Origin of the sequence: Pantoea rwandensis (genome assembly GCF_000759475.1) — a bacterium.
Lineage (GTDB): Bacteria > Pseudomonadota > Gammaproteobacteria > Enterobacterales > Enterobacteriaceae > Pantoea > Pantoea rwandensis_B.
In genome coordinates, this window is sequence record NZ_CP009454.1 from 3967828 (window position 1) to 3990189 (window position 22362).

The 22362-nt window shown below is 53.6% G+C and carries 20 protein-coding genes and 1 pseudogene; 10 read left to right on the forward strand and 11 right to left on the reverse strand.

Translation table 11 applies throughout. The features are described from left to right. Nucleotides 1–30: 30 nt before the first annotated feature. The gene (gene pdhR, locus LH22_RS18235) at nt 31–795 is read right to left on the reverse strand and encodes a pyruvate dehydrogenase complex transcriptional repressor PdhR (RefSeq protein WP_034829622.1); all 765 of its coding nucleotides are present in this window, start codon (nt 793–795) and stop codon (nt 31–33) included. 512 nt (nt 796–1307) lie between these two features. On the opposite strand from pdhR, the gene aroP reads away from it, so the two are divergent. From aroP to LH22_RS18250, 3 genes are all read left to right on the forward strand, one after another. Continuing rightward, nucleotides 1308–2663 (forward strand): aromatic amino acid transporter AroP, encoded by a 1356-nt coding sequence (gene aroP / locus LH22_RS18240; RefSeq protein WP_038649040.1) that lies wholly within the window; start codon nt 1308–1310, stop codon nt 2661–2663. A gap of 162 nt (nt 2664–2825) precedes the next feature. After that, nucleotides 2826–4232 (forward strand): glycoside-pentoside-hexuronide (GPH):cation symporter, encoded by a 1407-nt coding sequence (locus tag LH22_RS18245; protein WP_038649042.1) that lies wholly within the window; start codon nt 2826–2828, stop codon nt 4230–4232. Then, nucleotides 4229–5182 (forward strand): glycoside hydrolase family 43 protein, encoded by a 954-nt coding sequence (locus tag LH22_RS18250; protein ID WP_038649044.1) that lies wholly within the window; start codon nt 4229–4231, stop codon nt 5180–5182. Before LH22_RS18245 ends, LH22_RS18250 begins: the two co-directional genes overlap by 4 nt. Here LH22_RS18250 and ampE read toward each other — a convergent pair. Continuing rightward, on the reverse strand, nt 5164–6018 hold the full coding sequence (gene ampE, locus LH22_RS18255; protein WP_034829634.1) for a beta-lactamase regulator AmpE: 855 nt from the start codon (nt 6016–6018) through the stop codon (nt 5164–5166). The two genes, LH22_RS18250 and ampE, sit on opposite strands and share 19 nt — an antisense overlap. 16 nt (nt 6019–6034) lie before the next feature. Then, entirely contained in the window at nt 6035–6586 is a 552-nt protein-coding gene (ampD, locus tag LH22_RS18260) for a 1,6-anhydro-N-acetylmuramyl-L-alanine amidase AmpD (RefSeq protein ID WP_038649046.1), read from the reverse strand. Between the two features lie 181 nt (nt 6587–6767). Here ampD and nadC point away from each other — a divergent pair, with 181 nt between their 5' ends. The 4 genes and pseudogenes from nadC (at nt 6768) to hofC (ending at nt 10866) form a co-directional block, all read left to right on the forward strand. After that, nucleotides 6768–7664: a carboxylating nicotinate-nucleotide diphosphorylase gene (gene nadC / locus LH22_RS18265; protein ID WP_038649048.1), complete on the forward strand. Its 897-nt coding sequence runs from the start codon at nt 6768–6770 to the stop codon at nt 7662–7664. 178 nt (nt 7665–7842) lie between these two features. After that, nucleotides 7843–8286, forward strand: a pseudogene (gene ppdD, locus LH22_RS20995) (prepilin peptidase-dependent pilin). Further along, the gene (gene gspE / locus LH22_RS18275) at nt 8286–9674 is read left to right on the forward strand and encodes a type II secretion system protein GspE (RefSeq protein ID WP_038649051.1); all 1389 of its coding nucleotides are present in this window, start codon (nt 8286–8288) and stop codon (nt 9672–9674) included. The pseudogene ppdD and the gene gspE overlap by 1 nt, the downstream one beginning before the upstream one ends. Beyond that, nucleotides 9667–10866, forward strand: coding sequence for a protein transport protein HofC (hofC, locus tag LH22_RS18280; RefSeq protein WP_038649054.1), 1200 nt, complete (start codon nt 9667–9669; stop codon nt 10864–10866). Before gspE ends, hofC begins: the two co-directional genes overlap by 8 nt. A 250-nt stretch (nt 10867–11116) precedes the next feature. Here the strand turns inward: hofC and LH22_RS18285 are convergent, their stop codons facing one another. After that, nucleotides 11117–12157, reverse strand: coding sequence for a GMP reductase (locus tag LH22_RS18285; protein ID WP_038649056.1), 1041 nt, complete (start codon nt 12155–12157; stop codon nt 11117–11119). Between the two features lie 219 nt (nt 12158–12376). Between LH22_RS18285 and coaE the strand changes: the two genes are divergently transcribed. The 3 genes from coaE to yacG are packed head-to-tail and all read left to right on the forward strand — an operon-like array spanning nt 12377 to nt 13938. Continuing rightward, nucleotides 12377–12985 (forward strand): dephospho-CoA kinase, encoded by a 609-nt coding sequence (coaE, locus tag LH22_RS18290; protein ID WP_038649058.1) that lies wholly within the window; start codon nt 12377–12379, stop codon nt 12983–12985. Between the two features lie 4 nt (nt 12986–12989). Continuing rightward, complete coding sequence (gene zapD, locus LH22_RS18295; protein ID WP_034829657.1) at nt 12990–13733, forward strand: cell division protein ZapD; 744 nt, start codon at nt 12990–12992, stop codon at nt 13731–13733. 7 nt (nt 13734–13740) lie between these two features. Beyond that, nucleotides 13741–13938 (forward strand): DNA gyrase inhibitor YacG, encoded by a 198-nt coding sequence (gene yacG, locus LH22_RS18300; protein WP_034829659.1) that lies wholly within the window; start codon nt 13741–13743, stop codon nt 13936–13938. Nucleotides 13939–13967: 29 nt separating this feature from the next. Here the strand turns inward: yacG and mutT are convergent, their stop codons facing one another. The 7 genes from mutT to ftsQ all read right to left on the reverse strand — a co-directional run bounded on the left by mutT (nt 13968) and on the right by ftsQ (nt 22362). Beyond that, nucleotides 13968–14363 (reverse strand): 8-oxo-dGTP diphosphatase MutT, encoded by a 396-nt coding sequence (mutT, locus tag LH22_RS18305; RefSeq protein ID WP_034829661.1) that lies wholly within the window; start codon nt 14361–14363, stop codon nt 13968–13970. 111 nt (nt 14364–14474) lie between these two features. Continuing rightward, nucleotides 14475–17180: a preprotein translocase subunit SecA gene (gene secA / locus LH22_RS18310; protein WP_038649061.1), complete on the reverse strand. Its 2706-nt coding sequence runs from the start codon at nt 17178–17180 to the stop codon at nt 14475–14477. Between the two features lie 75 nt (nt 17181–17255). Continuing rightward, nucleotides 17256–17756, reverse strand: coding sequence for a secA translation cis-regulator SecM (gene secM / locus LH22_RS18315; RefSeq protein ID WP_038650264.1), 501 nt, complete (start codon nt 17754–17756; stop codon nt 17256–17258). A gap of 268 nt (nt 17757–18024) precedes the next feature. Then, entirely contained in the window at nt 18025–18942 is a 918-nt protein-coding gene (gene lpxC, locus LH22_RS18320) for a UDP-3-O-acyl-N-acetylglucosamine deacetylase (RefSeq protein ID WP_038649062.1), read from the reverse strand. Between the two features lie 101 nt (nt 18943–19043). Next, on the reverse strand, nt 19044–20198 hold the full coding sequence (gene ftsZ, locus LH22_RS18325) for a cell division protein FtsZ (RefSeq protein ID WP_034829667.1): 1155 nt from the start codon (nt 20196–20198) through the stop codon (nt 19044–19046). Nucleotides 20199–20269: 71 nt separating this feature from the next. Further along, the gene (gene ftsA / locus LH22_RS18330) at nt 20270–21526 is read right to left on the reverse strand and encodes a cell division protein FtsA (RefSeq protein ID WP_013507861.1); all 1257 of its coding nucleotides are present in this window, start codon (nt 21524–21526) and stop codon (nt 20270–20272) included. Further along, nucleotides 21523–22362 (reverse strand): cell division protein FtsQ, encoded by an 840-nt coding sequence (ftsQ, locus tag LH22_RS18335; protein ID WP_038649065.1) that lies wholly within the window; start codon nt 22360–22362, stop codon nt 21523–21525. Before ftsQ ends, ftsA begins: the two co-directional genes overlap by 4 nt.

A 22362-nucleotide genomic window follows, 5' to 3' on the forward strand; every position in this document is an offset into this window, starting at 1 on the left:
CGTTTATGTCCGCACGTTCGTTGCCGTGCGTTATTCCTTACGTTGCTGTAAACGACGCAGGGAGCGTTCACGACGGCTCTGCTCCCGACTTCTATCCAGCAAGATTTCCTCAATAAACGCCAGGTGACGATGGGATGCCTCGCGTGCTTGTTCTGGCTCACGAGCCACAATCGCCTCAAAGATACTGGCGCGGTGACCGCTCACTTTCGCCAGCATTTCCCGGCGAGCGTAAAGCAATTCGAAATTCTGACGGACGTTTTGTTCCAGCATAGGGCCCATGGAACGCAGCAAATGTAAAAGCACCACATTATGGGCGGCTTCTGTGACAGCGATCTGATACTTCATCACTGCATCTGCTTCGGCATCCAGATCGCCGCTATCCTGCGCCTGTTGGATGTGAACATGGCAGTCGCGGATACGCTGCAAGTCTTCATCCGTGCCACGTAGCGCCGCATAATAGGCAGCAACACCTTCCAGTGCGTGACGGGTTTCCAGCAGGTCAAACTGGGATTCTGGATGTTCGGCAAGCAGGCTGACTAAGGGATCGCTCATGCTTTGCCAGAGATTTGTTTGCACGAAGGTACCACCGCCCTGACGGCGTAGCAGCAGGCCTTTGGCTTCCAGGCTCTGAATTGCTTCGCGCAGGGATGGACGTGAGACATCAAACTGTTTCGCCAGTTCGCGCTCGGGGAGAAGCTTTTCACCTGGCTGGAGCGTCCCTTCCATAATGAGAGACTCCAACTGTTGCTCGATCGCATCGGAGAGCTTGGGTTGGCGAATTTTACTGTAAGCCATCTTCCCTTCTTATGTGAATACGTCCGGAGTAAATTGGTAATACCAATTGAAAAATGGTGCCCGTAAAGTAACAAAGTATTCACCTTGTGTCTATATGGCAGGCATCACACTTCCGGGGTATATCGCTGTTACAGCGCGCTAACTTACCGTGATAAAGGCATATATTTGCTACGTAAGTGAATTGTTAACAGATTTCACTTTTACCAAACCTTACACTGAGTTAGCCCTAAGCCTGACAGGCAAACATAAGGGAAAGCTATTCGTGTTTATTGATTTTTCATGTCAGAAATAGCGCGAGCGATACCTAGTGGATAGTGCTGCTTTTTCAGCCATCTCTCAGCACAAAAAGCAAAAGCAGGTGCAAAGCGGCGCGCTTATCACTATTCTGGTCGCCATGGTAGTTTCAGCATGCACACAGCACGCCAAATACCGTAAAGAAAAGAATACATTGCGTAAAACAGCCTTACAGTGCGCGCACTGCAGGTGCACAATAACAACATCACGAGGTTTGTATGGAACAACAGCATGGCGAATCGCTGCACCGCGGCCTGAAAAATCGCCATATTCAGCTGATTGCGCTGGGCGGTGCCGTGGGTACTGGCCTGTTTCTGGGCAGCGCATCAGTGATTAAATCGGCCGGCCCGGCCGTGATTCTCGGTTATGCAATTGCAGGATTTATTGCCTTTCTGATTATGCGCCAGTTAGGTGAAATGGTAGTGGAGGAGCCGGTCGCCGGCAGCTTCAGCCACTTCGCTTACAAATACTGGGGCAACTTTGCCGGTTTTGCCTCAGGCTGGAACTACTGGGTGCTGTACGTTTTGGTCGCGATGGCCGAACTGAGTGCCGTCGGTAAATACATCCAATTCTGGTATCCCGAATTCCCTACCTGGGCCAGTGCGGCGATCTTCTTCGTCGTCATTAACGCCATCAACCTGACCAACGTTAAAGTGTTCGGAGAAATGGAGTTCTGGTTCGCGATCATCAAGGTTGTCGCGGTTATCGGCATGATCCTGTTCGGCGGCTGGCTGCTGTTCAGCGGCAACGCCGGCCCGCAGGCCAGCGTAACCAACCTATGGAGCCAGGGTGGTTTCCTGCCACACGGTATGACCGGCCTGGTGATGATGATGGCGATCATTATGTTCTCGTTTGGTGGTCTTGAGCTGGTGGGTATCACGGCGGCTGAGGCTGACAATCCGCAAGAGAGCATCCCGAAAGCCACTAATCAGGTACTGTGGCGTATCCTGATTTTCTATATTGGTTCACTGGCGGTGTTGCTGTCATTGATGCCATGGACGCGCGTCACCGAAGAGACCAGCCCGTTCGTGCTGATCTTCCATGAATTGGGTGATGCACTGGTAGCGAATGCCCTGAACGTGGTGATCCTGACAGCCGCGCTGTCGGTCTATAACAGTTGCGTGTATTGCAACAGCCGTATGCTGTTCGGCTTAGCGCAGCAGGGCAATGCGCCAAAAGCGCTGCTCAATGTTGATAAACGCGGCGTGCCAGTTGCTACGATTCTGGTGTCTGCAGTCGCCACAGCGCTGTGCGTCCTGATCAACTACCTGATGCCGGGTGAAGCGTTTGGCCTGCTGATGTCACTGGTGGTTTCTGCGCTGGTAATCAACTGGGCGATGATCAGCCTGGCACACATGAAATTCCGCAAGAAGAAAGACCAGCAGGGTGTGACCACGCGCTTTAAAGCGGTGCTCTATCCGTTTGGTAACTGGCTCTGCCTGGCCTTCATGGCGGCAGTACTGGTGATCATGGCGATCACACCAGGTATGGCGATTTCTGTGTGGCTGATTCCTGTCTGGATCATTATCCTGGCAGTGGGTTACACCATCAAAAATAAAGTGCAAAAAGCCTAATGTATGCCCTTGCCCGGCGCGCCGTCGCCGGGCAAGCTTCTCGATCTGCCTCACACTTTTCTACGCCCACCTGTTTTGTCCATCTACGTGACCAATTGTTCCCCAGCAGGTTACTGATTTAACGCTGATAATTTCGTCTCACCTTGTCGCTGGAGACGAACAATGAAAGGCGCAGCACTCTCATTCAGAGAGAAACTGGGATACGGCATGGGCGATGCCGGATGTAATATGATCGGCGGCGCGATCATGCTTTTCCTTAACTATTTTTACACCGATGTGTTTGGCCTTGCGCCTGCGCTGGTCGGTACACTGCTACTTTCTGTTCGCGTGCTGGATGCGGTCACCGATCCGATTATGGGCGCCATCGCCGATCGTACTCAAAGCCGCTGGGGACGATTCCGCCCGTGGCTACTGTGGGTTTCCGTACCTTATGTGCTGTTCAGCGTGTTGATGTTCACCACCCCAGACTGGAGTTATGACAACAAAGTTATCTGGGCCTTTGTCACCTACTTCCTGATGTCGCTAACCTACACCGCCATCAATATTCCTTACTGCTCGCTGGGCGGTGTGATCACCAACGATCCCGGTGAGCGTGTGTCCTGCCAATCTTACCGCTTTGTGATGGTTGGCGTGGCGACACTGATTCTGTCGCTATCACTGCTACCGATGGCCGAGTGGTTTGGCGGTGACAATAAAGCGCGCGGGTATCAGATGGCGATGAGCGTGCTGGCGCTGATAGGTCTGGTGATGTTCCTGTTCTGTTTTGCCACGGTACGCGAACGGATTCGTCCAGCCGCGCCCAGTAATGATGATTTGAAGAAAGACCTGCGTGACGTCTGGAAGAACGATCAATGGGTGCGCATTCTCCTCCTCACCTTCTGCAATGTTTGTCCCGGCTTTATCCGCATGGCCGCCACCATGTATTACGTTACCTGGGTGATGGGGCAATCCACGCATTTTGCCACGCTGTTTATTAGCCTGGGTGTGATTGGCATGATGTTCGGCAGTACGCTGGCAAAAATCCTCACCGACCGCTGGTGCAAGCTGAAGGTTTTTTTCTGGACCAATATCGCGCTGGCGCTCTTCTCCTGCGGTTTCTATTGGATTGATCCTCACGCGACTGTGGCAGTAGTTGTCGCTTACTTCCTGCTTAATATCCTGCATCAAATCCCGTCGCCACTGCATTGGTCGCTGATGGCGGATGTCGATGATTATGGCGAATGGAAAACGGGGAAACGTATCACCGGCATGAGCTTTTCCGGCAATCTGTTCTTCCTGAAAGTCGGCCTGGCTGTGGCTGGCGCGATGGTCGGTTTCCTGCTCTCTATCTATGGGTATGACGCAAGCGCTCAACAGCAACAGCCTTCGGCCATCAACGGCATCATGCTGCTGTTTACCGTGATTCCCGGTGTCGGCTATCTGATCACCGCCGGTGTGGTGCGCTTGCTGAAGGTGGATCGCAAACTCATGCGCATCATTCAGGATGATCTTGCGCTACGCCGTGCCAACGCACGTGAATTATCCCCTGCCTCACTGACTGTCGCCCCGCAACCTGGAGAGATCAAATGAGCTGGCCAAATCCCTTTATTACCCAACGCGCCGATCCATTTATCCTGCGTCATGGCGCAGGCTACTACTTCGTGGCATCGGTGCCAGAGTATGACCGACTCGAAATTCGTCACGCTGACACGCTGAACGGCCTGATTGAGGCCGAAACGGTGACGGTGTGGCGTAAACCCGATACCGGACCCTTCAGTGCGTTGATTTGGGCACCCGAACTGCATCATATCAATGGGCAGTGGGTGATTTACTTTGCTGCTGCCCCAACGCGCGACATCAAAGATGGTCTGTTTCAGCATCGCATGTATGCGCTGGTGTGTGATGACAACGATCCGCTTTCCGGCCACTGGCAACCTGTTCGCCGTGTGTTTACCCCAATCGACTCTTTCTCGCTCGATGCGACGCATTTCGTGCATCAGGGCAAAAACTGGTATCTGTGGGCACAGAAGGATCCCGCTATTCCGGGCAATTCCAATCTCTATCTCGCGGAATTGCTGAATCCCTGGACGCTGAAAAGCGCACCGGTGATGCTCAGCCGGCCGGAGTATGAGTGGGAGTGCGCAGGCTTTAGCGTCAATGAGGGCCCAGCGGTTATTCAGCACGGCGATCGGCTGTTTGTCACCTATTCCGCCAGCGCAACTGATGAGAATTACTGTCTGGGAATACTCAGCATCGACATGATGGCCGATCCCCTCGACAGCACTGCCTGGCAGAAATCTGCGCGTCCAGTCTTCACCACCAGTTGGGAAAATCAACAGTATGGGCCGGGGCATAACAGCTTTACGCGGGACGAAAAAGGCAGGGATGTGCTGGTGTATCACGCACGGAATTACACTGAAATTGAAGGCGATCCGTTATGGGATCCGAACCGCCATACACGACTGAAGTACATCGAATGGCGTGAAGACGGCACACCGGATTTCGGTGTACCGCCAGCCGATCACACCAGCGTGCCGTAAATGGTCAGCAGCGCGACCACGACCACCAGCACTAACGATATCCGCTTCGCCAGCGCCACGGCCACCCGTGGCGTTTCCACTTTATCCATATGCGGATCGCGCGCCAGCGAGAACTGCGCCAGACTGGTCAACACCTGATATTGCGAACGATGCCGATCGCTTAGCGAAGCAAACCACGCAGGCAATGCCCGCTCACCGTGTCCTAACAGCGCATAAGCCACCCCCGCCAGACGCACCGGAATCCAGTCCAGCACGTGCAATATGCTGTCAACCCCAGACTGCGCACGCTCCAGAGGGGAGTGATGTTTTGCCAGCCAACTCTGCCAGGCGCGCAGGAAGGCATACCCCACCAGTAGCACAGGGCCGTAAGGCCCTCCCACCACAAACCAAAACAGTGGCGCGAGGTAAAAGCGGAAGTTAATCCAAATCAGCGCATTTTGTAGCTCACGCAAAAACTCACGCTCACTGCACTCAACGGGCACACCATGAATCAGTGTCAGTTCCGCTGCCATGGCCTGATGCGCCGCTTCATCATCGTGGCTGGCGGCTTTCAGGTAGCGATGATAGTGCAGACGCACAGAACCTGCGCCGATACACAACAAGCCCACCACAATCCAGAATGCCAGTTGTGCCACGCCAAACAGAATGCCTTTCAGGCTCCACACCAGCAGCCAGACAATCAGCATCGCGATGAGGGTCATCACTAACGTGCGCAGCAGTGAAAATCGCTGGCGTCCGCGAAACAGCGGCTCCAGACGATGATCCAGTTGCCAATGCTCACCCAATTTAAATAGGCGTTCCCAACCTAACACTAATAACAAGCTAAACAACGTCATACCTGCTCCTGCTGTTTCAGGGATTCTCCTGCCTGATAGACTCTTTATAGCGTATCCAGTCAAATGCGGGGCCTGGATCGGTTTTGCGCTGTGGCGCGATATCGCTGTGTCCGGTGATGCGTTCCAGCGTCAGCGGATAGTGCTTAAGCAACAAGGCCGTGACCTTTTTTAAGGTCTTATACTGCGCGTCGGTGTACAGCAACGTATCTGTGCCTTCCAGCTCAATGCCCATCGAGAAATCATTACAGTTTTCTCGCCCGGCAAATTGCGACACACCGGCATGCCATGCACGCTGATCAAACGAAACATACTGCACCAACTCACCATCACGACGAATCAGGCAGTGTGCCGCCACGCGCAGCTGCGCGATATCGGCAAAATAGGGGTGGGCATCCGGTGGCAAGGTCCCGGTAAACAATTGATCAATCCACGGGCCACCAAATTCACCCGGAGGCAAACTGATGTTATGAATAATCAGCAACGAGGGAATTTCATTTTCCGGTCGTTGATTAAAGTGCGGCGAGGGCACTTTGCGCGCGCTGGTGATCCAGCCATCTTCCAGTTTCATGCTCTAAATCCCAGGCAAAATCAGGCTGAGAATAACATGTTTCCCCTTTTCGGCTTGTGACTTAATGCGAACGGCGATAGTTGTTAAGGATACTAAACATTTCAGCTATCACGACTGGCAATAGGCCATAAATCAGGCTAAGGTGAGCGCAGTTAAATCCGATTAATGGAGTGGCATAAGCATGGCATCGCGTCGTTACGATCCCGATCATCGTCGTCAGGAACTGATTAAGCGTATTGAACAGGACATCCCCGAAGCCGTTGCGCGCGCACTTCAGGAGGATTTAGGTGGTGAGGTGGATGCTGACCGTGACATCACCGCCCTACTCTTGCCGGAAGATAAACAGGCCGAAGCACAGATCATCACGCGTGAACCCGGTGTTTTTTGTGGTAAACGCTGGGTACAAGAAGTGTTCATCCAACTGGGTAACAAAGTCGCGATTATCTGGCATGTTGAAGACGGCCAGCCCGTGGAGGCTGATCAGCTGCTGTTCGAATTGAAAGGCCCGGCTCGTCTGCTCTTAACCGCTGAGCGGACCGCACTGAACTTCGTACAAACGCTTTCCGGCGTAGCCACAGAAGTCAGTCATTATGTCGAGTTGCTCGATGGCAGCGAAACGCAATTGCTGGATACACGCAAAACCTTGCCAGGCCTGCGTACAGCGCTGAAATATGCCGTATTGTGCGGCGGCGGCAGTAACCATCGGCTAGGTCTTTCCGATGCCTTCCTGATCAAAGAAAACCATATTATCGCCAGCGGTTCGGTTCGCAAAGCCGTTGAGAAAGCGCTGTGGCTGGCTCCCGATGTACCGGTTGAAGTTGAGGTAGAGAGCCTGCAAGAACTGCAGGATGCGATTGATGCCGGTGCCGACATTATCATGCTGGATAACTTTAGCTTCGAGATGATGCATGAAGCCGTCCTTCTCACCGACAAACGTGCCCTGCTGGAAGTTTCCGGTAACGTCACGGAAGCAACACTGCCGCAGATAGCTAAAACGGGCGTCGACTTCGTTTCGGTGGGCGCTTTGACCAAACATGTGCGCGCCATGGATCTCTCCATGCGTTTTCGAGAACACTAATTTCCCTTCTCTTACCGCCGCCTCTGCGCGGCGGTTTGTGAGTTATCTTCCCATTTACTGTTACTTCTTCTGCAAACGCTGCGATTCATTACATCCTGCCTTCCAGCGTTAAACAGTCTCACTATCGCTTTCTGACGCCGTTTTCTACCTTAGCCGCTCCACAACCAGGAGCTGAATAATGGATAGACAACAAGGTTTTACCCTCATCGAACTGATGATAGTGATTGGCATTGTGGCCATTCTTAGTGCTATTGGCCTGCCCAGCTACCAAAATTATCTACAACGCGCCGCGCTGACTGACATGCTGCAAACCATGGTGCCTTATAAAACCGCCGTGGAACTCTGCGCAATTGAACGTGGCGGCCCCACTCAGTGCCAGGCGGGTACGGGCGGGATTCCTGCTGCCAAAGGTTCGCGCTAAGTGGCCTCGCTCAGCGTCGTGAATGGCGCAATCACCTTAACGGGTCAGGAGAGTCTTACCGGGTTGAGTGTGGAAATGACACCAATATGGAACACCACGGAAGGCACTCTGGACTGGCAACGCAGTTGCACCAGTACCAATGCCAGCCTGCGTGACAGCTGCCTTGAACAGTTCCGCTTCACCGATAAGGACACGCGCTGATGCCACAGCCCAACACCCCACTACAGATATTATGTGCACGTTACCAGGCTGTGATGCTTCAGCATGACGCGACATCACTGCGCGTCGCAGTGGCCGAGACACCCGATCCGCTGCTGCTGGAAGCCCTGCAATTCGCCAGCCAGTGCAAAGTCGAAGTCGAGTGCTGGCCTGCGGCACGACTGGAGCAACTCCTGCACAACCCTGATGACTCGGCGACGATACACGAACCGGCCGCCACCGAAACAGCGATTAATGCCGTTGAGCAGATTTTGCGTCAGGCGATCCAACGCCGTGCTTCTGACGTGCATTTTGAACCTCAGCAGCACGGGTTACGCGTCCGATTTCGTATTGATGGTGTTTTGCACAAGCTGTCACATTTGCCAGATGCACCAACGGCTGCGGTGCTTGCCAGACTGAAAATCCTCGGCGGGCTGGATATCGCCGAGCGTCGCTTGCCACAAGATGGGCAATTCACACTGAACCTTGACGATCAACAGGCCGCATTTCGCCTCTCTACTTTACCCATTAGTCACGGTGAGAAAGCCGTGGTGAGACTGCTGCAAAGTGAAAACAGCGCGATCACACTGGATAAACTCGGCATGCCGGTTGCCCAACTCCGGTTACTGAAGCACGCGCTGGCTAAACCTCAGGGACTGATACTGGTCACCGGGCCTACCGGCAGCGGTAAAACCTTCACTCTCTACAGCGGATTAAGCGCTCTGAATGTGCCGGATAAAAATGTCTGCAGTGTAGAGGATCCCGTTGAAATTCCTTTAGAGGGCATTAACCAGACGCAAATCCAACCGCGTAGCGGGCTCGATTTTAACCGTGTACTGCGGGCTCTGCTGCGACAGGATCCGGATGTGATTATGGTGGGTGAAATCCGCGATGCCGAAACGGCCAGCATTGCCGTTAAAGCGGCGCAGACCGGGCACCTGGTGCTATCAACATTGCACACCAATTCGACGGCGGAAACACTCACTCGTCTGCGACAGATGGATATTCCCGGTTACTTGCTCGGCCCGGCCTTACAGTTAGTCATCGCGCAGCGTCTGGTACGACGGCTCTGCGAGCACTGCCGCCAGCCAGCACAGGCCCTGGCACATCTGCCACACGACATTTGGCCTGGCACCTTACAAACCTGGCGCGCCCCAGGCTGTGACCACTGCTTCTCGGGCTATTACGGGCGTCTGGCGTTATTTGAGGTACTGCCGATGAGTAACAAATTACAAAACGCGATTTCAGCTGATATGCCGCTGGAGCACATTATCTCACTGGCCAGTGAAGGCGGGATGAAAACCCTGCTCGCCGCCGGGCTGGAGGCTGTGAGTCGCGGTGACACCTCCTTTGAAGAAGTTCAGCGGGTTGTGGGATTGGAGGATGGCTAATCTCTACCATTATCGCTGGCAGGCGCTGGACACCCAAGGTTCGTTACGGCAAGGAACCGCATTAGTTGCCAGTCAGGAAGTGCTCCTGCAGCAACTCTCAGATCGCGGTGTGCTGCCGGTTAGCTGGCAGCGTGGAAAATGCTGGCGCACGCGTGACTGGAAGTGGCAGCACAAAATTGACCTTATTCGTCAGTTGGCTACCTTGCTCAAGGCAGGATTGCCGCTGGCGGAGAGTTTGACCTTGCTGGCTGAGGGGCACCCGCATGCTGGCTGGCGCGAACTGCTTAATGAATTGCAACGTCGGGTCATGGCCGGAGAGCCATTTTCTTCTGCACTTCGCGCCTGGCCGCAGATCTTCCCTGCGCTGTTTCCGGCATTAATGGAAGTGGGTGAACTCACCGGTCAGCTCGATGAATGCTGTCGCCAGTTGGCGGTACAGCAAAGCAAGCAACAGCACTTGAGACAGAAAGTGGTTAAAGCTCTGCGCTATCCACTGTTTATCTTGCTGGTAACGCTGGCGGTGAGTGCGGGTATGTTGCTGTTTGTGCTGCCCGAATTTGTCTCCGTATATGCCAGTTTTGATGCCCCCCTTCCCGCCTTCACCGCCGCCGTGATGAGTCTGTCAGCGTTTTTACAACAGGCGGCGATCCCCCTGGCGCTAACGATAATGTGCATATTGTTCGGCGCAAGGTGGCTTTACCGTGGTTCCGTGCACTGGCAAATACGTGTTCATCGCTGGCTATTGCGTCTGCCGTTACTTTCAACACTCTGGCGGGGTGGTCAGCTCAGCCAGATTTACGCCGTCTTGCAATTAACGCAGCAGGCCGGACTCACTTTATTACAAAGCCTGCAAGCCGTTGAGGTCACGCTGGGATCGCCACTGTGGCGTGAAGCGATTATCGCGTTACAGCGGCATATCGCTGGCGGCTCACCACTGCATCAGGCTATGCAGCATCATCTGCTTTTCACCGCACTCTGTGCACAACTGATCCGGGTCGGTGAGGAAGCGGGGGCGCTGGATGTCATGCTGGCACGATTAGCGGAGTGGCATGAAGCACAAACGCTGATGAGGGCTGATGCACTGGCGGCTTCGCTCGAGCCCTTGATGATGATTGTGATCGGTGGAATTGTCGGGACGTTAGTGATTGCCATGTATCTGCCGGTATTTGGCTTAGGCGATGCGATTCGTTGACAGATGCGCGCGGTGCGCACCTGTCTTCAACCTTCAACCTTCAACCTTCAACCTTCAACCTTCAACCTTCAACCATCGATAATTGACCATCAGCCTTTAGCCATCAGCCATCAGCCATCAGCCATCAGCCTTTAGCCATCAGCCATCAGCCATCAGCCTTTAGCCATCAGCCATCAGCCATCAGCCATCAGCCATCAGCCATCAGCCATCAGCCATCAGCCATCAGCCATCAGCCATCAGCCATCAGCCATCAGCGCGTGAATACCCGATTTTCCTGTTCCGCCACACGAATAAACGTGGTGCGCTTTGTCAGTTCTTTAAGGCGTGCTGCCCCTACGTAAGTGCAGGCCGAACGCAGGCCGCCGAGGATATCCTTCACGGTTTCCTCCACCGGGCCACGCAGTGGCAGACGAACGGTTTTCCCTTCTGCAGCACGATACTGGGCAACACCGCCGACATGGCGTTTCATCGCGGATTCAGAGCTCATACCATAGAACAACATAAACTGTTCGCCCTGCTCTTCGACGACGTTCCCCTCGCACTCATCGTGCGCCGCCAGCATGCCGCCGAGCATGACAAAATCTGCCCCGCCGCCGAAAGCTTTCGCAATATCACCCGGCACCGAACAGCCGCCATCGCTGACGATCTGGCCGCCGAGGCCATGCGCCGCATCTGCACACTCAATCACCGCAGACAGTTGCGGGTAGCCGACGCCGGTTTTGACACGTGTAGTGCAAACAGAACCGGGACCAATACCGACTTTGACGATATCTGCGCCAGAGAGAATCAACTCCTCGACCATTTCACCGGTCACCACATTACCCGCGCAGATGGTTTTGTCTGGGAAACTTTCACGCACTCGTTGCAGGAACTCAACAAAGTGCTCGGAGTAACCATTGGCAACATCAATGCAGATGAAATTGAGCTGTGACGATAGGGCGAGAATCGCGGTGAGTTTACTGAAATCGGCTTCGGAGGTACCGGATGACACCATCACATGCCCGAGCACTGCGGCCGGTACGCGCTGGATAAATGCCTGCCAGGCTTCCACGCTGTAGTGTTTATGCACTGCAGTCAGAACATTGAAGCCCGCCAGCGCTTCGGCCATGGTGAATGTGCCCACGGTGTCCATATTGGCGGCAATCACCGGAACGCCGGTCCAGTTCAGACCTGAATGCTTGAAAGTGTAGGTGCGTTCGAGTTCAACCTCAGAACGGCTTTTCAGGGTGGAGCGTTTGGGGCGGATCAAAACATCTTTAAAGCCCAGTTTTAAATCTTCTTCAATACGCATAGCTGAGTGTCCTGGTTAGTGACGACGAACCGCAGTTCGGGTAGCGCTCACGGCTCCAGTGTCGTTATCATACGCGCCATTCGTTCCGCGACAAGACTGCGAATTTCACTTTATTTAAGCTACAATCCCTTAAATTTAGCTGAGAAAATTGATTGTGATCATGCTCTCATCTTATTGCGGCTGATGGTCGCCCAATGAAGACAATTTTGAGAGAACGCTATGCCTTTTACCGTTGCGCTCACCGGAGGAATTGGCAGTGGTAAAAGCACCATTGCCAATGCTTTCGCCGCGCTAGGCGTTGATATTATTGATGCTGATGTGATTGCACGAGAAGTGGTTGAACCTGGTTCACCCGCCCTGCAGGCGATCGTTAAACGCCATGGTGAGTCAATATTGACCGCCGAAGGAGCGTTGTATCGGGCACGGCTGCGCGAGATTATTTTTCAGCAGCCGAAAGAAAAAAACTGGCTAAATCAGCTGCTTCATCCTCTTATCAATGCCCGTACGCAGCAGCTAAAATTATTGGCAACGTCACCCTATGTGTTATGGGTGGTGCCACTATTGGTCGAAAACGGGTTACAGCATCAGGCTGACCGGGTTCTGGTGGTTGATGTGGATGAAGCTACGCAGTTGCGGCGTACTCAGCAGCGTGATGGCATCACACTTAGCCAGGCAAAAAATATTCTTGCCGCACAGGCCAGCCGCGAGCAGCGTCTGGCCTGTGCGGATGACATCATCGATAACAGTGGTACGCCCGAGCAGGCGTTGCCGCGCGTTGCTGAACTTCACCAGCGTTATTTACGCCTGGCAGCAACCGGACAGGATTAACATCATGAGTACAGTCGTTCTGTTTGAACACCCGCTGAATGAGAAGATGCGCACCTGGCTGCGCGTGGAGTCATTACTTAACCAACTGCATGAAACGGTGCCTGTGGTGAATTCCGTCTCTGCATTAGGGGTATTTCGCATCATTGGTGATCTGTTAGATATCTTTGAGCGCGGTGATATGCGTACCGAGCTATTGAAAGAGCTGGAGCGCCAGCAGCAGAAACTTCGCGCCTGGCTTGATGTGCCAGGTGTGGACGAACACACCGTCAGCAGCCTGCGTGATCGATTAAAACAGCAATCCAGCGAGCTGAATGCGGCACCACGTATGGGTCAGCAGTTGCGCGAAGATCGGTTGATTGGATTGGTACGCCAGCGATTGAGCATTCCTGGTGGCTGCTGCAGTTTTGATTTGCCGAGCCTGCATATCTGGCTGCACCAGCAGCAGTCCCAGCGGGATTCACAGGTTAACGGCTGGCTGGCGTCACTGGTTCCTCTGCGCAATAGTCTGACCATGATCCTCGATCTGGTGCGTCAGTCAGGCGTATTTCGCCATCAAACCAGCCTGAACGGTTTTTACCAGGATAATGCCGAAGGTTCGGATTTGTTGCGTCTCCAGCTCACCCTCGAAGATGCGCTGTACCCGCAGGTTTCAGGCCATAAAAGCCGTTATGCCATTCGATTCCTGCCACTGGACAGCGAGCGCGGTGAAGTGCCAGCCCGATTGAATTTTGAATTAGCGTGTTGTTGAGGTTGTTATGCAGGAAGAGATGATTACCGTACCTTGTCCCAACTGCGGTAAAGATGTGATGTGGGATGAACTGAGTCCGTGGCGCCCGTTCTGCAGCAAGCGCTGCCAGCTGATTGATTTGGGCGAATGGGCCGCTGAAGAGAAGCGTATTCCCAGCGATAGCGATCTGACCGACAGCGATGACTGGAGCGAAGAACAGCATTAATAAGAGATAAGGGGCTTACGCCCCTTCGCTTAAATTTCGTCAGCCACCAGGCGAGCGATAAGTTCGTGGTTGGCAGGAGGAAACTCTTCCGCGACTAAATCACGCTGTTCCACCCAACGCTGAGGCTGTCCTTCACGGCCGTACGGCTCACCGTTCCATCCTTCCACCAGGAAGAAGTGCAATGTGACGCGCAGATCGTCATAGCTATGATCGGCCAGACCAATCGCCTTCGCGGCTGTCACCTCAATGCCGGTCTCTTCCATCAACTCGCGTTTTAACGCTTGTTCAGCGGTTTCATCCTGTTCAATTTTTCCGCCAGGAAACTCCCATTTATTCGCCATGTAGGAGCTTGCCGCACGCTGGGCAAGGAAGATCTGACGGCTGGCATTGCGAATGATGCCCACTGCGACTTGCAGGTGTTTCATAAGCTGAATTCCGCTTTTAATTAATGAACGCTGATAGTAATGCAGTCGCCAGGCAATGTTAACTCTGTGGCGACGGCCAAAAGAAAAAGGAGCCCGAAGGCTCCTCGTTTATCAGGCCAGGCGGCCATGACACTGTTTGTATTTCTTACCGGAACCGCATGGGCACAAATCGTTGCGCCCTACTTTGCGCTCCCCACCCTGCGCAGCCAGCGCGGCGGCCGCAGCGGTTTCGTCATCAACGTGGCTCAGCTGTTGCTGCTGTGCCAGACGCTCAGCCTCTTCACGGCGTTGCTGTTCCATCGCTTCGACTTCCTCCGGCATGCGCACCTGTACTTTGCTCAGGGTGCTGATCACTTCATACTTCAGTGACTCCAGCATCGCCGCGAACATTGAGAAGGACTCGCGCTTGTATTCCTGCTTCGGATCTTTCTGCGCATAACCGCGCAGATGGATGCCCTGACGCAGATAATCCATCGCCGCCAGATGCTCTTTCCACAATGAATCCAGGGTTTGCAGCATCACGCCTTTTTCGAAGTTACGCATCATTTCAGCGCCAACCACTTCTTCTTTCGACGCATAGTTTTCATGCGCGCGGCTCATGATACGTTCACGCAGCGTTTCTTCATGCAGGTCCGGCTCTTTATCCAGCCATTCTGCAATCGGCAGATCCAGATCGAAATCGTTACGCAGGCGCTCTTCCAGACCAGGAACATCCCACATTTCTTCCAGCGACTGCGGCGGAATGTAGGTGTCGATGGTGGCTTTGAACACATCTTCACGGATGCTGTTGATGGTTTCAGACACATCAGACACGTCCAGCAGTTCATTACGCTGGCTGTAGATGGCGCGGCGCTGATCGTTCGCCACATCATCGTATTCCAGCAGCTGCTTACGGATGTCGAAGTTACGGCTTTCCACTTTACGCTGTGCGTTGGCAATCGCTTTGGTGACCCACGGATGCTCAATCGCTTCGCCTGGTTTCATGCCCAGTTTACGCATCATGTTAGATACGCGATCCGAGGCGAAGATACGCATCAATGCATCTTCCATCGACAGATAGAAACGGGATGAACCGGCATCACCCTGACGACCCGCACGGCCGCGCAACTGGTTATCGATACGGCGCGATTCGTGGCGTTCAGTACCAATGATGTGCAGACCGCCCGAAGCCAGCACCGCATCATGGCGCAGTTTCCAGGCTTCTTTGATGGCCTGAATCTGCTCTTCTGAAGGTTCATCCAGCGCTGCCACTTCGGCCTGCCAGCTGCCGCCCAACACGATATCGGTACCACGACCTGCCATGTTGGTTGCGATGGTGACTGCAGCAGGTTGACCCGCCTGTGCCACGATATCCGCTTCGCTAGCGTGGAACTTGGCGTTCAGTACGCTGTGTTTGATACCCGCGCGCGTCAGTTCGTTAGAGACCACTTCTGATTTTTCAATCGAGATGGTACCCACCAGCACCGGTTGACCGTTGGCGGTACAGGCACGGATGTCTTCGATGATCGCGTCGATCTTCTCTTTCTCGGTCATATAGACCAGGTCAGCCATATCTTTACGCACCATCGGACGGTTAGTTGGCACCACGATGGTATCGAGTTTATAGATCGAGCTGAATTCAAACGCTTCGGTATCAGCAGTACCGGTCATACCGGCCAGTTTTTCGTAAATACGGAAGTAGTTCTGGAAGGTGATGGAAGCCAGCGTCTGGTTCTCGTTCTGGATTTCCACGCCTTCTTTGGCTTCAACAGCCTGATGCAAACCATCAGACCAGCGACGGCCCTGCATGGTACGGCCGGTGTGCTCATCGACGATGATCACTTCGCCATCTTTCACGATGTAATCGACATCGCGAGTAAACAGCGCATGCGCACGCAGTGCAGCCGTCACGTGATGCATCAGCATGATGTTGGTTGGTGAGTAAAGTGACTCACCTTCTTCCATGATGCCCTGGCTCACCAGCAGCTCTTCAACTTTTACCAGACCACGCTCGCTCATGTGAGCCTGACGTGCTTTCTCATCCACCCAGAAGTCACCTTCACCCTGGAAGGTTTCAGAATCTTCCTTCTCCTGGCGCACCAGGTGAGGAATGATTTTATTCACTTTGGTGTACAGCTCAGAGCTGTCTTCGGCAGGACCGGAGATGATTAACGGCGTACGTGCTTCATCGATCAGGATGGAGTCTACCTCATCCACCAACGCGTAGTGCAGTTTACGCTGGACGCGTTCTTCCGGGCTGAACGCCATGTTGTCGCGCAGGTAGTCGAAGCCGTATTCGTTGTTAGTACCGTAGGTGATATCCGCAGCATAGGCTGCGCGTTTGGCCACCGCGGGCATGTTTGGCAGGTTGATACCGATAGACAGACCCAGGAACTCGAACAGTGCACGGTTGTTTTCGGCATCACGCTGTGCCAGGTAGTCGTTCACCGTGACCACGTGCACGCCTTTACCGCTCAGTGCGTTCAGGTAAGCCGGCAGTGTTGCCGTCAGGGTTTTACCTTCACCGGTACGCATCTCGGCGATGCAACGCTCATTCAGCACCATGCCGCCAATCAGCTGTACATCGAAGTGGCGCATACCAAACACACGTTTACTGGCTTCACGTACCGTAGCAAAGGCCTCAGGAATCAGGCTTTCAAGGCTTTCACCTTTCTTCAGGCGTTCACGGAACAGGTCGGTTTTGGCTTTCAGTTCGTCATCCGAGAGCTTGACGAAATCCGGCTCCATCTTATTGATGACATCGACAATTTTGCGCATACGGCGCAGGGTACGATCGTTACTGCTGCCAAAGACTTTGGTTAACAATTTGATTAACATGATAAATTTTTCTCAATTCAGCCGCATTCATGCGGTCTGGAAAATCTAAAACAGGATGTGGAAAATCGTTAGCTGTTAAGCAATGACAGGCCCGGCGCGGATGCCATGAATAGCAGCCTGCCAGTCAGCAGAAGTGTGAATTTGAGGTTCGCGATGACGCAGCGTTTCCTGCGGCTCTAATGCAATAGCGGGTTGAGCTGGCGATGTGAGTAGCGCCTGCAGCGAATCGATTAACGCCAGCTTTTGTGCCGCCAACGGGACTGTATGACTCTGTTCCGCTTCTGCAGGTGGCGTCATGCTAAATGAGAGGTGGCGAATGACCGTGCGAATGGCATGCTGATGCCAGTAATCGACATTGAAATTAGGTCGACGTGCACTTTCCTGCAGACGGATTAAATGATCGAAATGAACAACATTGCCGACAAACAGGCTGCTGATGGGTGAGTCTGTCGCCGTGGACTCCGCACTTTGCGCACAGGCAGGCAAGCCCAAACTGGCCGCCACCATCCCTAATAAGAGATGAGGCCAGAAGTAGCGTCTGCCTAATTGTCGCCAGCGTGAGAAAATCCCGATCACAACCTGTCCACAGTTAAATAAAGTAATGAAGCCGTTGCGGTTATCCGCGAACCTGCTCATATGAGCGCCAGATAATAGCACTTATGTGGGGCCAGGACACCAGTGATTAAAGGGCTTACGGGGGATTTCACGTTTATTTGTACAGGCTTTCGCCAGTGATAGCAGAGAATTGAGAGCGGTCTTGCAGGAATAAAAAACAGGCAATAAAAAACGGCAGCTTCCACTGACCGGAGAGGGTGTCAGGGAAACTGCCGTTTTTATGACTGACTTACGCCAGGACTAAATTTGGTGCTTTGAATGCCAGTGGCAGTTCAGCTTCGTCTTCGAAGGTTGCCCATTCCCAGGCTTCCTGCTTCGCCAATACCGCTTGCAGCAATTTATTGTTTAAAGCATGACCAGATTTGAACGCAGAGAAAGCGCCAATCACGTTGTGGCCACACATAAACAGATCGCCGATCGCGTCCAGCATTTTGTGACGAACGAACTCATCTTCAAAGCGCAGACCGTCTTCGTTGAGTACGCGGAAATCATCAAGACCAATCGCACAATCTAAGCTACCGCCCAGGCACAGGCCTTTAGACTGCAGATATTCGATTTCACGCATAAAACCAAAGGTGCGCGCACGACTGATTTGCCGAACAAACGCCTCAGCCGAGAAGTTCAACTGGTAACGCTGCGAGCTTGAGTCAATTGCCGGATGTTTGAAGTCGATAGTAAAGTCGAGTGAGAAACCGTTATAGGGTTTGATCTCGGCCCACTTATCGCCATCTTCAACACGCACCGTCTGCTTAACGCGTACGAATTTCTTCGCACTGTTCAGCTCTTCGACGCCTGCATCCATCAGCAAGTAGACAAAAGGCGCGGCACTGCCATCCATAATCGGGATTTCGGGCGCATCGACTTCAACAATGATGTTATCGATACCCAAGCCAGCCAATGCAGCATTCAGGTGTTCAACCGTCGATATACGCACGCCTTGATCATTCACCAGGCAGGTACTCAGCATGGTGTCGCGCACGTATTTTGCATCAGCCGGGAAATCAACCGGTGGATTCAAGTCAGTGCGACGATAGATGACCCCGGTATTAGCCGACGCAGGGCGTAAGGTCAGCGTGACTTTCTTGCCGGTATGTAAACCGACACCAGTCGCCTGAACAATACGTTTTAATGTCCTTTGTTTGATCATCGCATTATCTCGCAATATTACCCATCCGACCGCCAGTATAAATTACCAGCGGGCGAATACTTTAGCACAAAGAGCGGAGAATCCCAATTCTCAGGATATTCTTAGTCTGCCTGCTTACGCAGGAAGGCTGGAATATCAAGATAATCTGGCTCTTTATTGGACGATGCTGGCTGGTCGTTGACCACTTTCGCTGCCGGCTTCTGCTCCTGCGGCAACGGCGCCATGCCGTGCTGCTGGTAGCGATGATCCATCACTGGCTGCGAAGCCGGTTTGTTGGTCACCAGCGTAATTTCTGGACGTTTGTCCATGCCAATACCGGTCGCAACGACGGTCACACGCAGTTCGTCGTTCATCTCTGGGTCCAGAGAAGTACCGATTACCACGGTCGCGTTGTCAGAGGCGAAGGCGCGGATAGTGTTACCCACGGTTTCGAACTCATCCAGACGCAGGTCGAAGCCCGCCGTGATGTTGACCAGCACGCCGCGCGCACCAGACAGATCGATATCTTCCAGCAGTGGGCTGGAGATCGCCATTTCGGCTGCTTCTTCGGCACGGTCTTCACCGCACGCCACGCCGGAGCCCATCATAGCGTAACCCATTTCTGACATCACGGTACGCACGTCCGCGAAGTCAACGTTCATCAAGCCTGGGCGAGTAATCAGCTCGGCGATACCCTGCACCGCACCTTTCAGTACGTCGTTGGCTGCACCAAAGGCATCCAGCAGAGAGATACCGCGACCCAGCACTTTTAACAGCTTATCGTTCGGGATGGTGATCAGTGAATCGACATGCTTAGACAGCTCAGCGATACCCTGTTCAGCAAAAGCCATACGCTTTTTGCCTTCGAAGTTGAAGGGCTTGGTCACCACCGCAACGGTCAGGATACCCAAATCTTTTGCTACTTCTGCCACGACTGGCGCTGCACCGGTACCGGTACCGCCGCCCATGCCTGCAGCGATAAACACCATGTCTGCCCCTTCCAGTGCAGAACGCAGTGCTTCACGATCTTCCTCAGCTGAGGTACGACCCACTTCCGGGTTTGCACCCGCACCGAGACCCTTGGTGATACCGGTCCCGATCTGGATCGTCTGGCCAACCGCTGTCTTACGCAACGCTTGCGCGTCGGTGTTTACAGCGAAGAATTCTACACCTTCGATACGCTCGCGTACCATGTGCTCTACGGCGTTGCCACCGCCGCCGCCGACGCCGATGACTTTAATCACCGCGTCATTGGTTAATTCCATAGGTTCAAACATGATTTCTCTCCGTTATGTGCCTGTCGCCTGGAGATCATAAACATTGCCTGCATGATCTCCTTTTTCAAAAATTAAAACTCTTTCTTCAGCCAGCTATTGATACGTTTAAACCAGTTGCCCACTGAAGCACGTTTTTCCGTTTCTGCATCACCGTTCATGTGTGACTCTTTGCCGTAATGCAGCAGACCGACTGCAGTTGAGTAATACGGCTCCTGCGCATAATCCGTCAGGCCGGTGATGTTAAGTGGCTGACCAATACGCACCTGCGTATGGAACACACGCTGGGCGCAAGCGGCCAAACCTTCAATCTGTGCTGCGCCACCGGTCAGCACGATGCCTGCTGCCAGGTGGTGTTTCACGCCCTGCTGGCGCAGTTGCTCCTGCAGTTGCAGAATCTCGTCATTCACCAGATTCAGCAATTCGGTGTAACGCGGCTCAATCACTTCTGCCAGCGTTTGGCGTTGCAGACTGCGCGGTGGACGTCCACCGACGCTCGGCACTTCGACGTTTTCATCTTTGCCAACAATCGAACCCAGCGCACAACCATGGCGTACTTTGATCGCTTCCGCATCGGTTGGCGGTGTGCCGAAGGCATAGGCGATATCACTGGTCACCACATTCCCTGCATAAGGGATCACTTTGGTGTGACGCAGTGCGCCGCCGGTGTAAACCGCGATATCCATTGTACCGCCACCGATGTCAACAACACAGACGCCCAGCTCACGTTCATCTTCAGTCAGAACCGAGAAACTGGATGCCAGTCCGGCAAAAATCAGTTGGTCAACTTTCAGGCCGCAACGTTCCACGGCTTTAACAATATTTTTCGCCATATCATTGTGGCAGGTGATCAAGTGCACTTTCGCCTGCATACGCACGCCGGAAAGTCCCACCGGATTCTTGATGCCTTCCTGATAATCAATGGCATATTCCTGAGGAATAACATGCAGGATACGATGTTCATCGCGTACGCGTACGGATTTCGCCGTATGTACCACGTTCTCTACATCATCCTGAGTCACTTCCTCTTCCGAAATCGGAACCATCCCGATTTCGTTCTGACAACTGATATGTTTGCCCGATAAAGCAAGGTAAACCGACGAAATCTGGCAATCAGCCATCAGTTCAGCCTGGTCGATGGCGCGTTGAACGCATTTCACCACCGACTCAAGGTCATTTACGCCGCCTTTATCCATACCGCGAGACGGGCAACTGCCCACCCCAATAATGTTGACCATACCATCAGGCAGAATTTCCCCAACCAGGGCGGCTACCTTTGCGGTGCCGATTTCAAGTCCTACTACCAGTTTTCTGTCCGTTGCCTTGATCATTGTGGTTTAGCCTGTGCCTGGTTTTGTTGCTGATTACTGTCCTGTGGCTCCAGCGGGGCCGCTGCCCAGCCTACTGCGGCACCGGAGTCGTAGCGCAAATCGACATAGGTAATGCGCTTGTTCTGACTCTGGCCTTGCTGCAGCAGCTCCGGATAGAGCTCAATAAAACGGTTCAGACGCTTCATGGTGTCGCTGCGTCCCAGTTCGATGCGCACATCGTCGCTGGTCACTAACTGCCACGAGCGCCGCGCCGTCATCGACGCGACCTTCAGGGTAAACTTGCCGGCTTTGAGCACATCACTCATGGTGTGATAGCCCGCCAACACCTCTGTTTCACTGCCTTCCGGGCCATATAACATCGGCAATGTTTCTTTACCGATGTGACTGGCCGGGACGCTGAAGGAGACGCCATCGGCGTCTACCATGTGTGAGTCATTCCAGCGAGCCACCGGAACGTACTCCACCAGGTTAATCTTCAGCTCATCAGGCCACTGCTTACGCACACTGACCTGTTTGATCCAGGGTAAACGCTCAATCTGTTGCTGGATGATGTCCACGTTTTGCGACATAAACGTGCCAGGCGCACCGAGCGACAAAATGGCCTGGCGAATGTCATCATGCGTGGTGTAATGCGTTTCCCCGGTCACCACCAGCTTCGACAGCGGTAAACGCGACGCATCATTCATCCACTTCAGCACCATCAGCCCACCGGCGGCCATGATGCCCAACACAATCAGCAGGAATACGACGCCAAACAGTCGGGCACCGTTGCTACGCCCGGTGCGCGCACGCTCCTGGGGTTCGCGATTTCGTACACGTATCGCCGCCTGAGACAT

What these genes read in the sequence shown, in the direction of transcription:
- pdhR (WP_034829622.1), bottom strand. Translation starts at nt 795, where the DNA reads ATGGCTTACAGTAAAATTCGCCAACCCAAGCTCTCCGATGCGATCGAG.
- aroP (WP_038649040.1), top strand. Translation starts at nt 1,308, where the DNA reads ATGGAACAACAGCATGGCGAATCGCTGCACCGCGGCCTGAAAAATCGC.
- LH22_RS18245 (WP_038649042.1), top strand. Translation starts at nt 2,826, where the DNA reads ATGAAAGGCGCAGCACTCTCATTCAGAGAGAAACTGGGATACGGCATG.
- LH22_RS18250 (WP_038649044.1), top strand. Translation starts at nt 4,229, where the DNA reads ATGAGCTGGCCAAATCCCTTTATTACCCAACGCGCCGATCCATTTATC.
- ampE (WP_034829634.1), bottom strand. Translation starts at nt 6,018, where the DNA reads ATGACGTTGTTTAGCTTGTTATTAGTGTTAGGTTGGGAACGCCTATTT.
- ampD (WP_038649046.1), bottom strand. Translation starts at nt 6,586, where the DNA reads ATGAAACTGGAAGATGGCTGGATCACCAGCGCGCGCAAAGTGCCCTCG.
- nadC (WP_038649048.1), top strand. Translation starts at nt 6,768, where the DNA reads ATGGCATCGCGTCGTTACGATCCCGATCATCGTCGTCAGGAACTGATT.
- gspE (WP_038649051.1), top strand. Translation starts at nt 8,286, where the DNA reads ATGCCACAGCCCAACACCCCACTACAGATATTATGTGCACGTTACCAG.
- hofC (WP_038649054.1), top strand. Translation starts at nt 9,667, where the DNA reads ATGGCTAATCTCTACCATTATCGCTGGCAGGCGCTGGACACCCAAGGT.
- LH22_RS18285 (WP_038649056.1), bottom strand. Translation starts at nt 12,157, where the DNA reads ATGCGTATTGAAGAAGATTTAAAACTGGGCTTTAAAGATGTTTTGATC.
- coaE (WP_038649058.1), top strand. Translation starts at nt 12,377, where the DNA reads ATGCCTTTTACCGTTGCGCTCACCGGAGGAATTGGCAGTGGTAAAAGC.
- zapD (WP_034829657.1), top strand. Translation starts at nt 12,990, where the DNA reads ATGAGTACAGTCGTTCTGTTTGAACACCCGCTGAATGAGAAGATGCGC.
- yacG (WP_034829659.1), top strand. Translation starts at nt 13,741, where the DNA reads ATGCAGGAAGAGATGATTACCGTACCTTGTCCCAACTGCGGTAAAGAT.
- mutT (WP_034829661.1), bottom strand. Translation starts at nt 14,363, where the DNA reads ATGAAACACCTGCAAGTCGCAGTGGGCATCATTCGCAATGCCAGCCGT.
- secA (WP_038649061.1), bottom strand. Translation starts at nt 17,180, where the DNA reads ATGTTAATCAAATTGTTAACCAAAGTCTTTGGCAGCAGTAACGATCGT.
- lpxC (WP_038649062.1), bottom strand. Translation starts at nt 18,942, where the DNA reads ATGATCAAACAAAGGACATTAAAACGTATTGTTCAGGCGACTGGTGTC.
- ftsZ (WP_034829667.1), bottom strand. Translation starts at nt 20,198, where the DNA reads ATGTTTGAACCTATGGAATTAACCAATGACGCGGTGATTAAAGTCATC.
- ftsA (WP_013507861.1), bottom strand. Translation starts at nt 21,526, where the DNA reads ATGATCAAGGCAACGGACAGAAAACTGGTAGTAGGACTTGAAATCGGC.
- ftsQ (WP_038649065.1), bottom strand. Translation starts at nt 22,362, where the DNA reads ATGTCTCAGGCGGCGATACGTGTACGAAATCGCGAACCCCAGGAGCGT.